This window comes from Terrabacter ginsenosidimutans, from assembly GCF_039539425.1.
In the GTDB taxonomy this organism is placed as follows: domain Bacteria; phylum Actinomycetota; class Actinomycetes; order Actinomycetales; family Dermatophilaceae; genus Terrabacter; species Terrabacter ginsenosidimutans.
Genome location: NZ_BAABDC010000008.1, coordinates 11,962 through 24,850 on the forward strand (window position 1 = coordinate 11,962; position 12,889 = coordinate 24,850).

7 protein-coding genes and 1 pseudogene are annotated in these 12,889 nt (G+C 67.5%); 2 read left to right on the top strand and 6 right to left on the bottom strand.

Annotation, left to right across the window (positions count from 1 at the left end; translation table 11 throughout):
• Positions 1-79 precede the first annotated feature (79 nt).
• Positions 80-1,744, bottom strand: coding sequence for a nuclease-related domain-containing DEAD/DEAH box helicase (locus ABD831_RS18720; RefSeq protein WP_344950257.1), 1,665 nt, complete (start codon positions 1,742-1,744; stop codon positions 80-82).
• A 438-nt stretch (positions 1,745-2,182) separates the two neighbouring features.
• Between ABD831_RS18720 and ABD831_RS18725 the strand changes: the two genes are divergently transcribed.
• Both ABD831_RS18725 and ABD831_RS18730 read left to right on the top strand, forming a co-directional pair.
• Positions 2,183-7,414 (top strand): sacsin N-terminal ATP-binding-like domain-containing protein, encoded by a 5,232-nt coding sequence (locus tag ABD831_RS18725; RefSeq protein WP_344950260.1) that lies wholly within the window; start codon positions 2,183-2,185, stop codon positions 7,412-7,414.
• A 203-nt stretch (positions 7,415-7,617) separates the two neighbouring features.
• Positions 7,618-8,232: a hypothetical protein gene (locus tag ABD831_RS18730; RefSeq protein WP_344950263.1), complete on the top strand. Its 615-nt coding sequence runs from the start codon at positions 7,618-7,620 to the stop codon at positions 8,230-8,232.
• On the opposite strand, the gene ABD831_RS18735 is transcribed toward ABD831_RS18730, so the two are convergent.
• The 5 genes and pseudogenes from ABD831_RS18735 to ABD831_RS18755 all read right to left on the bottom strand — a co-directional run bounded on the left by ABD831_RS18735 (position 8,204) and on the right by ABD831_RS18755 (position 12,857).
• Entirely contained in the window at positions 8,204-9,271 is a 1,068-nt protein-coding gene (locus ABD831_RS18735; protein ID WP_344950266.1) for a glycosyltransferase family 4 protein, read from the bottom strand. The two genes, ABD831_RS18730 and ABD831_RS18735, sit on opposite strands and share 29 nt — an antisense overlap.
• A 180-nt stretch (positions 9,272-9,451) precedes the next feature.
• Positions 9,452-9,711: pseudogene (locus ABD831_RS18740) on the bottom strand (TCP-1/cpn60 chaperonin family protein); the annotation flags it as partial.
• A gap of 130 nt (positions 9,712-9,841) precedes the next feature.
• Positions 9,842-10,756, bottom strand: a complete 915-nt coding sequence (locus ABD831_RS18745; protein WP_344950269.1) for a type II secretion system F family protein — start codon at positions 10,754-10,756, stop codon at positions 9,842-9,844.
• Complete coding sequence (locus tag ABD831_RS18750; protein WP_344950554.1) at positions 10,753-11,619, bottom strand: type II secretion system F family protein; 867 nt, start codon at positions 11,617-11,619, stop codon at positions 10,753-10,755. Before ABD831_RS18750 ends, ABD831_RS18745 begins: the two co-directional genes overlap by 4 nt.
• On the bottom strand, positions 11,619-12,857 hold the full coding sequence (locus tag ABD831_RS18755) for a TadA family conjugal transfer-associated ATPase (protein ID WP_344950272.1): 1,239 nt from the start codon (positions 12,855-12,857) through the stop codon (positions 11,619-11,621). The genes ABD831_RS18750 and ABD831_RS18755 overlap by 1 nt, the downstream gene beginning before the upstream one ends.
• Between the last annotated feature and the right edge of the window lie 32 nt (positions 12,858-12,889).

The window sequence follows — 12,889 nt, forward strand, 5'->3', positions numbered from 1 at the left end:
AGACACTGCCGCTTGGTTCGGGCGATGGGTCGGGAAGGCGGCGCCGCCACCCGTCCGCACGAGTCCGGGGATCTCGCCGTCAGTCGATTCCCAGCCGGTGGGCGACCTGAGTGCCGCCGATCTCGCGGATGAAGTCGGGGTCGCCGACGACGACGAGCTCGTCGGTGGCGCGGGACATCCCGACGTGGAGCATCTCGCGGGCCCGGTCCGGGTTCGTCGTGTTGACGCAGAGCACCACGGCGCGGCGTTCGAGGCCCTTGCAGCCCAGGACGTGCCCGTAGAAGACGTCCTCGTCGTCCCAGAAGGAGCGCCAGTAGCCGACGTGCCCGTCGGCCTGCTGCCGTTCCACCTGGGCCGGATGGCGCGAGCCCAGGGTCAGCAGGGCGACGTGCTGCGGCTGCCAGCCCTCGTTCAGGAGCTGGTCGACGTGGTCGTCGGCGGTGCTGATCGCCTCATCGGTGCGGCACGGGACGAAGCGGACCTCGGTGCCGGGGCCGCCGCGCAGCTGCATCCGCATCGGGGCCAGCGGCCCGAAGGCGCGTGCGATCTGCTGGGTGTTGCGCAGGTTGTGGTCGAGCACGAGCGGGACCAACGGCACCGGGGGCTGGCCGAACCGGGCGAAGATGCGCTGGTTCTCGTCGGAGTAGACGAACAGGCCGCCCTCGTCCTCGTCGCGCAGCGCCTTCATGAGCGGGTGCCACCAGTGGTCGGCGAAGTCCTGGGCCTCGTCGACGATCACGGCGTCGAACTTCTTCCCGTCCGGCAGGCCCGCGGCGACCTCGGTCATCCGGGCGGCGAGGTCGCGCTCCCAGAAGTCGGCGTCGTTGCGGTCGTGCGAGGCGGTGTCGATGCCCCACTCGTTGGCCAGGTCCTCGAAGGAGCCGGCGAACGCGGGCCGGTGGTTGCGCGGCACCCCGGCGAGCTGGCGCTTGAAGTACTGGGAGAGCCCGATCGAGTAGCACACCAGCGCGACGCGTTGCGCCTTCCTGTCGCCCTGTCCGCGGGTGAGGTCCTTGGCTTGGGTCAGGGCCAGGATCGTCTTGCCGCTGCCGGCGCCGCCGCGGATCTCCATCCGCCTGATCAGCCGCGTGACGGACAGCAGGGCCGCCTGCTCCTGGGTGAGCCGGTCGGCGGCCGCCTCCCGCTCGTCGGCCTCACCGGTGCGGTCGAAGACGGGGAACCTGCGGCCGGTGAGGATCTCGAGGATGAGCTCGACGTCGTCGGCGTTCGGCACGCGCTGGGTGTTCTCCTGTAGCGCGCACACCTCCCGGAGCCGGCCGGCGAGGTCGTCCAGGTCGCCGCGTCCGCTCACCATCCACCGGGGGCACTCCCGTGTGGCGAAGTCGTCCGGCACGTCGGTGTAGGGCAGCACGATGGCGTGACCCCACCGGACCCGGCTGTGTCGGGCCTTCCAGCGCGGGTCCTCCTCGACGAACTCGCGCAGGACGTACTTGCCGACCCGGCACTGCTCTACCGGGCGGATCCGGTCGCGGCGGGTGCCGCCCCCGGTCCACCACTGGCCCTGTGCGTCGACCGTGACGCTGCCGCCCTTGACCTCGACGACGACGATGCCGACGCCGGGCATGAGGACGACGACGTCGAGCTCGTGGTCCTTCAGCGCGGACGTCAGTCGCAGGTTGGGGATGAGCACGGTGTCGTCCGCCGCCGTCCGGCACAGCTGCTCCCAGACGACCCGCTCCGACTCGTGCGCGAACCGCGGCGTTCCGCCTACCACCCTGACCATGCGCGAGACGCTAGTGCCACAAAGAGCTCGCGCCGAGCGCCACGCGGAAGGGCGCTGACCTATGGGTCGGCACGGGCGCTTAGAAGGTATCTGGACTCGGCATACGAAGCGGCCATCGGCGGCGAGTAGCTGCGGACTTGCTGTGGCGAGTGCCGCCCGGAAGCACAGCTTCGCGAGCGCACTGACTCGCGGCCAGCGAAAAGTCTCTCGTGGCACTGACGTATTAGGCACCCTCGCCATGGATGAGCGCCACAGCAGGGAGGGGCAATCGGGCATAGCCGTTCACGCTCGCAGGCGCATGGCCCCGGATATCTTGGCCCGGTGAACGCGATGGCTGTTTGCCAACCTGAGGAGTGCCCGCGGGATTGGGTCTTGGAGCATGGGCGCGCAGTTGTAAGGGGCGTCATGTTGGCGGGCACGGACAGCCAACACGCTCGCATGGTGAAATCCCTGACGGAAAAAACGACTCAGGAGTACCACGGGAGATTCCTCTTCGAGCTCGTGCAGAACGCATATGATGCACACCCCGCAGACGCCCGCGACGGCCAGATTGCCATCCGACTCGTCGACACTGAGGGGCTGTTCGGCACCCTGTACGTGGCAAACGGGGGCAGGCCCCTGACCCCGAGCAACGCCCGCGCCATCTCCGGGCTTGGCATCAGTGACAAACCCGTCGGTGAAGGCATCGGCAACAAAGGGCTCGGCTTCAAGAGCGTGTTGGAGATCAGTGACGAGCCGGAGGTCTACAGCTGCTCGGGCCCGGACGACCCTGGCTTCAATGGGTACACGTTCCGGTTCGCTCGACCTGGCGAACTTGAGCAGGTCGCCGAGGCCCTCCACCTCCCGTCACACCTCGAGGGGGTCGGCGCCGTACCGCTGCAACCGGGCGATGTCGAGGAGAACCTCTCCAGGTTCGACGTCATCGTGCCTTGCGAAGCGTCCGGGAAGCCGCTTGATTCGCTTCGGGAGGCCGGCTACGTAACCGTCATCCGCCTCCCGCTACGCTCCCCCGAGGCCCTCACGAGCGTCCGCGCTCGCATTGAAGAACTCGTCAATCAGGCAGCACCCCCGCTCCTCTTCCTCGACCGAATCGCACGACTAACCATCCAAACCGAGGACCGTCCCGAGCCTTACACGCTGAGCCGTGAAGAGCGCGAGCTCGGCGGGGGCCAGAGTGTTGTCACGTTGGACCAAACCAAGCAATTCCTGCGCCTTCGCAGGCGTGTCCCCGCGCGCCAGGCACGAGCCGTCATTGCAGAGGCGGTGGGGGCAGGCGTCATGGACCGCGCATGGTCACGGTGGGAGGGCGTCGCCTACGTGGACATCGCACTCCCCGACGAGCCCGAGGCCAAGCCCCAGCTCTACACCTTCCTGCCCTTGCAGGAGACAGCCGCGTCGGTGATGGGCGGCCATGTCAATGCCCCCTTCCTCACCGACTACTCCCGGCGTGGCGTGGATGCGTCGCACGCCTGGAACGCCTGCCTGCTCGACGAAGTCGGCAACCTCGCCCGTGAAGGCATGACGACAGTTGCGGGGGGCCAGAAGGACCCGGGGTGGGAGGGGCGGCTGGCCGACCTCCTAGCCTGGCGCCCCGAGTACCTGAGGCACCTCCTTGCCGACATGACTCGAGAGGAAGCGGCATCCAAGTTCCAAGTGGCCGTGATGCGCGGGACCAACCGAAGCCCAGAGACCGCCCCGCTAGCCAGCGCTAGGTTGTGGTACGACGACCACTCACTCGAGGTCTTCACGGCCAGCAACGTTGCCCGCAGCTCCGACGCGATGCTATTGGATGCGCATGCCATCGGCCCGATCCGGTGCGCCAGGCTGGACTTGACCGCCACGGCACTCGGGCACGCCCTCAAGCCCGGCCCGGAGCAACTCGCAGCGTGGGCGGAAAGCGTGGCCAAAGCACAGAGGTCCGCACCGACTAACGACTGGGACTTGTTCTACGCCGACCTGGTACGCGTCTTCGGCAACCAACCGGACGCCCTCAGGGGGCGGAAAGTGCTGCTGGGCCAGGGCCGGGAGCTGCTCCCGTGTGACGCCGGCGCCACCAACCGCGAGGAGGCAAACGCCCCCGCCGTCGTCTTCCCGCCGACGAGGACCCAGAACGAGGACGAGGACGAGGTCGACTTCGACACCAGCGCAACACCGTCCCGCATCAGGCGCCACCTCCGCTACCTTCACCCTGACCTCACGTGGCACGAGGGACAGCCCCGACGCCGCTCGGCCAGCCGCCGCTTCCTGGGCGACAACAATCTCGTGCGGCGGTTCGACAGGCGCAGCCTGCTCGAGGTCGTCCGGCGCGTCCTGCAGACGGACCCCAGCGCCGACGCTTCCCGCGACTGCCTCTACTTCGCCTTCGATATCTGGAACGCCAGCAGCACCACCCAAATCAAGCTCCCACCCAACTTGAGCCTGCGCGTCCCCTCAAAGGGCGGTGCCTGGGTAGACGCGGCCGACGCACTCTTCACCGGAGCATGGGGTTCAGCCCGGGGGCGCGACCTGGAACTGCTCGCTGGCGTAGGCGAAGACGAAGCTCCCGAGCTCGCCGGCCTTGCCACGCGACTGCTGGCACCACCCAAGCAGGTCCTGAGGACTGGCGACTCCAAGGACGCGTGGTCGCGCTTCTTAGGTGAAGCTGGCGCCGGGGACACTCTGCCGGCGCTGTCTGTCCCGGACAACCGCACGCTCTACGGCAGCCATCTCCGAGCCGGCCACCTCGAGGCCGCCGATGGCATCCCGGAGAAGGTAAGGGCTCAATGGCTGCCCTCGCTCCCCGAAACAGGTCACACCCCGCACCCCGATACCCTTATGCGAGCGGACTCGCATATCTGGTGGCTACCCGGCCAGGGCGAGATCGAGGACATGCCCGACCGGGTGCGGGAGGCCTACGCCCGTCTGCTCGTCCACCTCCTCGGGGCCAGCGACGAGGACCTGTTGGCGACGACCTGGCGCCGGGTGACGAACCCGCGGACGCGCGTGGAAGCGCACCGCGCCACCCCGGCGGCCGCCTTCCTCAGCAGTCGGGCGTGGCTCCCGACGCAGATGCCCGATGGGACGGTCTCGTACCAGCCGTGCGAGGGCGCCTGGATGCCCGACCCGGCCGGCACAGACCACGCCCCCGCCTATGCCCGCCTCGCCGGCCAATCGCTCAAGTCGTTGGTCGCCCCTGAAGCTGGCAAGAGGCTCGCTGAGCTGGGGGTCGGGTACTGGGGCACAGAGCCCCACGCGGCACGGCAGCTGCAACACATGCCACGTCTGCTTACCTCCGTCGAGTCCCTAACGGAGGCCCGGCAGCTGCGCAACGACTACCAAACCGCTTGGAAGCACCAAGGCCGCCGCGGTGCTACACCGCGGCTCACGTCGTTCGTCGTTGACCGCGGAAGCCGCTCCGAAGCGTGGCCTGCAGCGCACGGCGCGCCGCTCTTCGTCCGGTCCGACGACGACGACAGCGTCACCACGCGCATCCTCATCGGCCTCGCGTTACCCATGCTTACCGTTCCTGAGGCGGCCAAGCCACTGGCCATCAGCGCCGCGGAGGCGCTCGATCGCGGTGAGGTCAAGGACGTAGCGGACGCCCACATCACGATCTACGCGGACGGCGAACCGTGGTCCCCCAGCGCGGACGCGCCCCTGCTGATCAAATCCTTGGACTGGCTCCTCCCGGCACTGGCGGCTGTGATGACGCACACCGGGACCGCACTGATCAACCTGGGCAACCACCGGATCACCCAGCTACTCGAACTCGTTCGGCTCATCCAACTGCACCCAGTCGGCCGCCTTGAAGTGGCCATCGGCGACCGCCGCGAAGACCTGCCGGCCGCCTTCCACGGAGTCCTGGCCATCCCGTCTGACATCGCACCGACCCTCGCCAAGGAAATCGGGAGCCAACTGATCTCCAGTGCCCCGGGATACACCTGGGATGACATCTCGCACATCGCCGCCGCGGTGCTCGACCTGGTCGGCGAGCCGAGACTGTGGCAGAGGCTGGAAAACCTCCTACTCAAGCTGCGCCTGCAGCACCCGGCAGTGCCGAACAGCCTCGATGCCAGTGAGCTCGCGGCCGCCGTCGGGATGGGCATCGACGAGATGGAGGCGGTCCGTGGACTCACGGACATCCACCACACCCGAACCAGACGGCTGCTCTACGCCGCCGTCGCCTACGCAACCTCCCTGGAAGACGCCGCCCCGCTCGAACCGCGGAACCAAGCCGCCGGGTTCGACCTGTCCGCAGACTCGCTCGATGTAGTGGGGGTCGCCGCCCGCTTGCTCGGGCTCGATGACGGCGCCGCCCTGACAGAGCTTTGTTCCGAGTCGCCCGACCTCGACCATCTCCGCAAGGCCCTCGGCATCACACTCACCGACTTCAACCAGAGCCTGCGCGAACTCGGGGACAGCTACCCACTGATCAACTACGGCGCGGAACACGAACACGCGTTCGCGCACTACCTCCAACGCAACCGGCCCGGCATCCTCGAGGACCTACGCATGCGGCGTGTGCGCGCGTTCGACCTGGGACGGACCCAAGCCGACTGGAAGCAGTGGACCTCGCTCACGGCTCTCACCCCCGACCCCAACTGGGGCCTGACCGTCGACACCTTGACCGATGAGCTGATCGCCGACCAGGTGGAGCAGCTGCTGGCCGCGGCCGGGGACAAGGCCGCAACACCAAGTGACCTGCCCCCGCGGGACGCCACGAGGACCGCGAACCTCCAAGTGGTAGAGGCGGTTGTCACCCAGGCGACCCCATTTGTCGTCGCGTGGTGCCACAAGCACTACACGGCGCCCCCGCCCATCTGGGCAGCTCCTAACCCCGCCGAGGTGGCCCAGACGCAGCTCAGCGACCTAGGCGCCGTCGACTTCCGCCTGCTCGCCGACCGCGACGACTGCATCCGGTGGCTTGGCCGCGCAGGACTATGGCCCAACGCAATGCCGGCCAGCCTCGACGAAGAACCCCTAGGCCTGGTCGCCGCGGACCTCGACGCCGTCGGCGACCCCACGGAACAGGCGCGCCTCGACGCCGAACGAGAACGACGCAGCGTGCGGATCGGCAACGAGCGGATCGACGTCGGCACCTCACTCGACCCCCTCATCGACCAACTCAACAAGCGCATCCCTGCCCTGCGGGCCCCAAGCCGCGGGGAGCCAGCCCCGCTCGCCCCAATAGAGCCGCCGGCGCACGACAAGGACCGAGTCTCCACTGCCGGCCGGCCCAGCCGGCCGATCGAAAGGCTCACGGACGAGCAGCGCAGGGCCATCGGGTTCGCCGGTGAATTTTTCGTGTACTCGTGGCTCCGCCACCGCTACCCAGACACATGCAACGAAGAGGCCTGGGTCTCACGCAACCGCGAAGCATACTTCCCCGGCACAACGGGAGACGATGGCGCTGGTTTCGACTTCCGCATCCAACTTAAGACTGTGAGGCGGCTCTTTGAAGTCAAGGCCAGCGTGGGCGACGCCACCCAGATCCAACTGGGCGAGAGCGAAGTTCGGGCAGCGCAGGCAGCCAGCTCGCGGGCCGGGGAGTGGCGAATTGCGTTCGTCGAGCACGCCCTGTCCGAGAGCCCACGACTCCTACTCCTAGCAAATCCGTTCGAGGAGCGAAGCCTCGGTCTATACCGGTTCGACGGGAAAGGCCTTCGCCTCAGCTTCAGGGTGGGCGAGTAGTGGGCCAACCGTTGCGCGTCGCACCTTAGGGGGAACTCATGGAAAAGCGCCGTCGCAGCCGCGCTGTACCTCGAACGTCTCTGGCGGGAAACTCGGAACGTCCGAACTTGCCAGGAAAGCTCACCGCCGGTCGCAAGGCTACGCTCCAGCCAGACTCTCGGCCCATGAACTCGGCCGGGAACCATCGAATAGAGGGGCAGGGCATGCCGGATCCGACGCAACCCGGGGTGGGGCTGAACGCAACCACCAATCCTGCGACACAACCGCCTGGGCTTAACCGTCAGCTCGCAGACGAGCTACGCGCTGAAATAGCACGGCTGGACGAGGATGTGCGGTCCGCCTCTGAGGCCGTCGACCGCGTGATCTCCATGGCTGGACTAATCGCTGCTGGAGTGGTGACCCTTGGCTTCGCGCGGAATGCGAGCCAGCCTCTCGTAACACTAGTGGCTCCGTACGGCCTGACGATTGTCGTCACATACCTCTTGCAGCTGTACACGGACATTGAAAGAAGAATCGCATTGCGCCAGCACTTGGAAGACGCGATGGGATCACAAGGCGCACCCATGCATCAGCCTCTCATTCTGAATCGCAGCTACCGAAATAGAACAAGTGTGCGCTTGATCGCGCTGGTGTACGCCTGCGTCATGCTGGTCATCTTCGCCGTGAGCTGGACCAATCCCGAGAATGTCCTCTCGCAACCATGGTTGTGGGCGCATCGCGGCGGCCTGATATTGGCCCTTATCGTCATGTTCGTCGCCGGGAAAGAACTCAACGACACGTCCGATAAGGTCAATAGCGACCTGGAACAATCCGCTTAGCTTCAACAGCATGCGCATAGATTTCGAGTGAGCGAGTCGCGACCGCTGCCGAGCCGTAGCTCAGGCTTGCTTCACGGGCTGCTGCACCACGCGCGTGCCGCGCTTCGGGACTCTTTTTCAAGGCTCTGATCTCACGTACGAGCCCAGCCGTATCTCGCGCCGTGGCGCACGCTCCATGCACGTGCCCGAAGACGTCGCTGGCGGCAGGGATATCCCACAGCACGAGCGGCAAGCCAGCGATCCCCGCCTCTACCGCGGCTAAGCCGAAGGTTTCGTGCCGAGAGGGCAGAAGGAATACATCCGCGGCGTGGTAGTAGCGAGCAATTTCCTCTCGCGGAACTTGCCCCACAAATGTGACGTTGGGCGGGCTGTCGCGAACCGCTCGGCTGATTGTCCCTCTGCTGGCCGACATCGCCCCGAACAGCGCGCTGCCCACCCACAAAAAGCGGTCCTCCCTCATGTGGCGGGCACAGGAGAGGAACTCTGCGATCCCCTTCCGTGGTTGCAGTTGCCCCACCCCCAGAACCACGAACTGGTCGGCACCAATTCGCAAGGCGGCTCTTGCTCTCGCTTTCCGTGCCATCGTTGGCTCGAACGGCGTAGGGTCGATACCGTTAGGCAAGAGCTCGATAGGCGCCGTGACCCCAAGGCTCTCCAACTCAGCCCGCACGTTGCGTGAAACCGCAAGGACAAGGTCGGCACTGGAGTACACGTTGCGCATGTATCGCCGCAGGGCTGCCCGGGCACGGCGCTCACCACGAACGCTGCCATCTAATGACTCGAGAGTAATGTGGGCCGACGCAACGGCAAGACCCTGATGGCGCACCAAACGGAGGGCAGACATAGGCCCGATTGTGTGAACATGCAGCACGCCGTCATGCCCAGTTGCGTTCGTCTGCACCTGCCGGCCAAGGCGTCTCTGGGCCGAGACTAGCTCTCGGAACGCCGTTTCCACCCCATGCCCTTTGGGTCCGTAAGCGCTCTCGGAGAAGTGATTGATTCGGCAGTTCGGGTCGAGCGCCAACCGACAGCCCTCCACTCATCGCCGCGTGTCCCGCGCCAAACCTTAGCGAAGCCGGACGGACCTTGGGCCGCACGGGCCACCTCAGCGGCGTCGTGGCATTAGTCCCTGCGCGCCGCGAACCGCGTCATCATCTCGGGAGCGAGCGCACGACTTGACCCCGCTGGTACCAAACCCGGAGTTGGCCTCGGGGTGGCGGTCGTTGACCGCGGTAACGGCCTTGACCGTGCCGCGCTTGAGGGCGGCGGGGTCGGCACCAGACGCGAAGTTGCGCAGGCCCTCCTTGATCATGGCCGGGACGAGCACGCTCGCGGTCGTCGTGCCGTCACCCGCGACGTCGTTGGTCTAGGTCGAGACTTGCTTGGCCGGGCTGCGCCCCAAAGATCCTTGGGGGTCCTCGAGCTCGATATCCCGGGGAGCGTTGACACGTCGTTGGTGATCATGGGGGCACCCCACTTCTAGATGTTCCGTAACCCAGTCCATCTGTTCAGCACGACCTGGCGTTGTCGATGCTGTCAGTCCGTGCGATCCTGGGCGCTCGGTGCGGCGAATGAAGGCCGAGAGCCCCTGATCGGGACGGCGGTACCCCTAGGCGAACTTATCTGGGACCATCATGTAGATCTCCTTCTTGCCGCCCTCCTCCATGAGGGTTCGTCGCCCGTCCTCGCGCACGTCCTGGGCCTGGGCGCGTAGCACCTCGGCGAGAGGCGTGCCGCGCTCGACGGCGACGACGATCCCGTCGACGAAGCGCGTCAGGCTCATCAGGCCGGTGCGGTCAGCCAGCCCCTGCAGGGCGGTGGGCAGGTTGGCGCCGGCGCGAGCGTCTGCGAGGCACCGCCGCAGCTCGTCGGACAGCTCGCCGTGCGACAGTCGACAGACGCGCTCCAAGGCTCCGACGGCGCCCTCGCCCGCACTCACAGCGAGCGCCAACAGCTCGGCCACCGTGGGGAACTCGGTCAGCATGCGGGCCTCGCGGCGGTTGGCCGCGCGGCTGAGGAGGTAGTCGCGACCCGCGATGCCACCGAGGACGCCGACGACCACCATCGAGACGAGGACCGGCAACGGGAATCGGCGTTGAGCCGCGGCGACGGCTGCCGTGAACAGCAGCCCCAGTAGGGCACCGACGGCGCCGGACATGACCTGCTCGGCCCGGAACCGTTCGACGTCCGCCGGCTGGCCTGCCCTCAGCTGCCGCCGCACGACGGAGGGCGCGCCACCGAGGGCGGACCCCACGCCGGCCCCGAGCCGGGCGACGTAGGGCGCGATGAGCTCCCCGAAGCCGAACGGTCCGCGAGGGGGCGCCGGCCGCGAGAGCAGCGTGGACGGGCGGGGCGTGTCACGCAGGTAGGGCTCGAGACGGTCGTCGAGCGTGGGTCGGCGGTTGGCCGGCAGACCTGCGACGGAGAGCGCCAGGCCGGCGAGGAGGAGCACACCGGCGCTCGCCCCAACCCACGACCATCCCTCTCCGAGAAGGCCGCCCAGACGCGTGGTCAACTCGCTCATCGCAGGACCCGCTCTTCCTCGGGGAGACGACCGACCCAGATCATCGCGCGGTACGCGACGACGCACAGGCCGGCGCCGACAGCCAGGACCACCCACCCCGTCGGCGAGGAGTACGCCGTGAGGGAGCTGCCGTTCAGGGCGAGCAGACCGAGGATGACCCACGGAGCTCCTGCTGCCAGCCGGGCCGCGTTGACCGTCCAGCTCTGGCGCGTCTCGAGCTCGGACCGTGTGCGGGCGTCTTCCCGCAGGAACGACGAGAGCGTGCGGAGCAGCTTGCCGAGGTCGCTCCCGCCGACCTCACGGGCGATCCGGAGGGACTCGACGATCCTGTCCCCCACGGGGTCGCTCAGCCGGTCCTTGAGCCGGTCGAGGCAGTCGTGGAAGCGGCCGGTCGTCCGGTAGTCCTCTGAGAAGGCGACGAAGGCCGGTCGCAGCTCTGTCGGACCACGCACGGCGAGCTGCGAAAGCGCCTCTGGCAGAGCCAGACCGGCACGCACCCCGGAGGTGATGTTGTCGACGACGTCCGGCCACAGGTCACGAAGCTTGTTGCGCCGCTTGCGTGCTCGCATCCGTACCAAGGACAGCGGGAGCGCACCGGCCATGAGACTGAAGCACAGCGCGATGGGCACGACCCGGGTCACGGCGAGGACCGTCATGAAGGCGACGACGAACAGGACGACGGAGCCGAGGACGACGTTGGCCGGAGTCACCGAGGAGTAGCCGGCCTGGGTCAGGTGGTCGCGCAGCTCCATCATGAAGCCGCCCTGTCGAGGCTGCCGCGGCCGGGCTTCCTGAGGCCAGAAGGACCAGTAGATGAAGAAGACACCCGCAGCGAGGAGGAGCCCGACAAAGAGCGGCGAGATCACGGGTCCACCTGCGCGAGAAGGGCGGCCATGTCATAGCCAGCCCGTTCGAAGGCCTCGCGGTGAGGCGGGAAGCCATCGGCGCGGCGCAGCACTCCCCCGCGCGTGACGAAGAGGTCAGCGATCTCGATGACGTCGCCCTCGGCCCGGCCGGGGACCGCGACCACCTCCCGGACCCGACGGACTCCGTCACGTTCGAGGGCGACGTGCACGACGATGTCGACCGCGGCAGCGACCGTGGGCACCACGAACCGGCTCGACACGTTCTCGCCGGCCAGCAGCGGAAGGGTGCACATCTTCGTGACGGCTTCACGGGCGCTGTTGGCGTGCACCGTGCACATGCCAGGAACTCCGCTGTTGAGGGCTATGAGCAGGTCCAGGCTCTCCTCCTGTCGCACCTCTCCCACGATGATCCGCGACGGGCGCATGCGCAGCGCCTCCTTGACGAGCCGTCGGAGCGGGACCTCCCCCGTGCCCTCGAGGCTGGGTTGCCGGCACTGCATCGCCGCCACGTCCCGTTGGGGGATCTTGAGCTCGAACACCTCTTCGCACGTGACGATGCGCTCACGTGGCGGGATGGCTGCGGCTAGACAGTTGAGGAGAGTGGTCTTGCCGGCCTGGGTGCCGCCGGCGACGAGGACGTTGAGGCCGCTCGCGACCGCTGCCTCCAGGAACGTCGCCGCCTGTCGGGGCATGGTCCCGAGTCGGACCAGGTCGTCGAGGTGGTCAGCCTTGACGACGAACTTGCGGACGTTGACCTGCCAGTGGGTGCGACTGATGTCGGGGATGACGACGTGCAGTCTCGAGCCGTCCGCGAGGGTGGCGTCGACGAAGGGGCTGCTGAGGTCGACGCGGCGGCCGCTGCTCTTGAGCATGCGCTCGACGAGGTCTCGCACCTCGTCGGTCGTGAGGATCGTCGGGGTCAGCTCGGCGATCCCGCCACGAGCGACGAAGACCCTGGAGGGCTCGTTGATCCAGATCTCTTCGACCGTGGGGTCGTCGAAGTACTGCTGGAGCGGGCCGTACCCGGCCACGACGGCCAAGATCGAGTGGATCGCGAGTCTTTGGTCGCCCAGCGAGGGCAGGCCGCCGTGAAGCGAGCGCTCGTCGTAGTCCTGGACGGCGTCCTGCACCAGCCGGCGGACAGCCTTGGTGTCGCTCGCCGGGTCAAGACCCGAACGGCGGATCAGCTCACGCACCTCGCCCTCGACGTGGCGAACCGCTTCCTGTGTCGACATGCCTGTCCCCTGAACCCTGTGAGTGCTTCGCC